The sequence below is a fragment of the Silvanigrella sp. genome (genome assembly GCF_044369315.1).
Classification (GTDB): Bacteria; Bdellovibrionota_B; Oligoflexia; order Silvanigrellales; family Silvanigrellaceae; genus Silvanigrella.
On sequence record NZ_JBIPMD010000338.1, the window covers coordinates 1 to 2701 of the forward strand.

General features: G+C 31.5%; 3 protein-coding genes. 2 read left to right on the forward strand and 1 reads right to left on the reverse strand.

All coding sequences use genetic code 11. From position 1 onward, the window contains the following. Positions 1-754, forward strand: a 754-nt coding sequence (locus ACIQ56_RS16470) for a type I glyceraldehyde-3-phosphate dehydrogenase (RefSeq protein ID WP_397602125.1), incomplete at its 5' end; no start/stop codon positions are given. A 42-nt stretch (positions 755-796) separates the two neighbouring features. Here the strand turns inward: ACIQ56_RS16470 and ACIQ56_RS16475 are convergent. Then, positions 797-1870: a hypothetical protein gene (locus tag ACIQ56_RS16475; protein ID WP_397602126.1), complete on the reverse strand. Its 1074-nt coding sequence runs from the start codon at positions 1868-1870 to the stop codon at positions 797-799. A 223-nt stretch (positions 1871-2093) separates the two neighbouring features. Here ACIQ56_RS16475 and ACIQ56_RS16480 point away from each other — a divergent pair, with 223 nt between their 5' ends. Beyond that, positions 2094-2546 (forward strand): hypothetical protein, encoded by a 453-nt coding sequence (locus tag ACIQ56_RS16480; RefSeq protein WP_397602127.1) that lies wholly within the window; start codon positions 2094-2096, stop codon positions 2544-2546. Positions 2547-2701 lie beyond the last annotated feature (155 nt).

Consider the following 2701-nt stretch of genomic DNA (forward strand, 5'->3'; position numbering starts at 1 on the left):
GGGAGCAAATGGAATTGATATTGTTTTAGAATGCACAGGAATTTTTACTGATGGAGATAAAGCGGCAGCTCATATAAAGGCAGGCGCTAAAAAAGTGATTTTAAGTGCTCCTGGTAAATCTATTGATAAAACAATTGTGATCGGTGTAAATGATTCTGAATATGATATAAATAAGCATAATATAGTAAGTAATGGTTCATGTACTACAAACTGTTTAGCACCATTAACAAAAGTAATTCACGATAAATATGGTGTTAAAAAAGGATTAATGACAACAATTCACTCCTACACAAATGATCAAAATATTTTAGATCTTCCACATAAAGATTTACGTCGTGCTAGAGCTGCAGGCTTAAGTATGATTCCAACATCTACAGGAGCAGCCAAAGCAATTTCAGAAGTAATTCCATCTTTAGCTGGAAAATTACATGGATTTGCAGTTCGAGTTCCAACACCAAATGTATCCTTAGTAGATGTTACTTTTGAATTAGAAAAAACAGTTACGGCGGCAGACATCAACTCTGCACTTAAGTCTGCGTCTGAAACCTATTTGAAAGGTATTTTAGGATATTCTGAAGAGCCTTTAGTAAGTTGTGATTATAATGGATGCGCAAATAGTTCCACTATTGATGCAGAATACACAACTGTAATTGGCGAAAACATGGTCAAAGTGCTTTCTTGGTATGATAATGAATGGGGATTTAGCAATCGTATGGTTCAATTAACAAGATTAGTTGCAACTGGAAAGTTATAATTCTTTATTTATTTTTATTTATGAATTCTCCTAAAAGTATTTTTAACTTTTAGGAGAATTTTTTTGTATTCTTGATTTCCCATACCAAAGATTTCTATTTTTAGATCGGGTTAATGCTGAATTTGCTAAAATAGAAAATAAATCTTGGTAACTGTATCCCATTTTTTTTGCCATAAGAGGCAATACACTATAGTAGTAGGAAATCCCAGGTAACGTATTTGATTCTAAAAAATAAATTTTTCCTTTATCGTCACAACGCCAATCCATTCGAACAAAGTCTCTTATATTTAGATAATTAAATAATTTTTCCGTACCATTTCGAATAATAGTTTCATTGATTTTTGAAAGTTTTGGAAAAGTTACTTTTTCTCCCATAAATTCTTTTGATTTATTTGATAGTCCATAAATTCCATCATCAACTTCAATTTCAGCAATAGGTAGAAATATTGGAGGTGTACCAATGATGCCTGAAGTAAATTCCTTTCCATCAATATATTTTTCTATTAATACACCGTCTGGGTATTTTTCGAGAATTGTTTTAGTAATTTTTTCTGTATTCGATTTTGAATTTGATATAGAGTATGACGCATCAATACCCATACCAGATCCCTCTCCATCTGGTTTAATAAAATGTGTTTCTTTAAAAAAATCTCTTGGAATATTACTAAGGTCTTTGAGATTTTTAATCGTATAAAAAGGTAGAGTTGGAATTTTTAAAAATTTGCACAATAATTTGATTTGTGTTTTGCTCATACAAATTGATTGTGCAAATGGCTCAGAACCAATAAATGGAATTCCAGATAATTCACATAATGATGGAATCCAACTTTCTCTTGCAAGAGATCCCCATCCTTCAACTAAAGAATGAATTAAAGTGCATTGTGAACTAAATTTATTCCAATTCATTAAAAATGTTGAATCTAGTGGAAAAAGAATTATAGAAAAGCCTAGTTGTTTCCATGTTTCAATAATTGTATCGATCGTTTTTTGTGATTCCCACTCTGCATTTGCATCGTCTGGAAAATTCATTTGATCTGAACTTTCAAGTTTCATTGGTAAATCATATACAATCCCAATAATTTGATTTTTATTTTTACTTTCAAAATTCGATCTCATTTTTTTCATCCTTCTTTAAATTACTCTTAAAGGAATGTTGTGACTTTGACGACAACATTTGTTTAGAAAAGATATCCTTGTCTAACAAGGTTAAATAATTTCTTAATAAAAATAAATAAAAAATGGTATTGCCTCTACCATTTTTTTTTGGCATGAGTTAAATTAAGACTGAACCGTGGAAGTGAAAACGGTTTGCTAATTAAAATTGAAAGGAGAATGTTTTATGGCTGAAACAAAACGTAAGAAAGCTGGAGCAAAAAAAGCTGGAACAAAAAAAGCAACAAAAAAGGTTGTGAAAAAAACTGCAACTAAGAAAAAGAAAGTTGTTGCAAAAAAACCAGTTAAAAAAACTTCAGTTAAGAAAAAAGCAGGCAGAAAGCCAGCAAAGAAAGCCGTAAGAAAAAAAACAACTAAAAAAGTTGTTGCTAAGAAAAAAACTGCGAAACGCGGTCGTCCAGCAAAATCTTCCACAAAGAAACGTGGTCGTCCTTCAAAAACATCTACAAAGAAACGCGGTCGTCCTAAGAAGGCTGTTGTTAAAACTCCAAAAAAACGCGGTCGTCCAAGCAAGCTAGATAAATTAAAACAATCCATGAGACGTGGTCGTCCAAGAAAATCATCATCAGATAAGTCTTCTTCATCTAATGAAGTTATGCATGAAGAGGGAGCTGTATAATAAACTACAAATAAGCGAAGGCTGTTTTGTGTTTGTTTTTCAATATGAAACAATTCTCTAAAGATATATTAGCCTGGTACAATATTAACAAAAGACATTTTCCTTGGCGTGATAAAATTAACATTTATCACACATGGGTTTGTGAGGTAATGAGT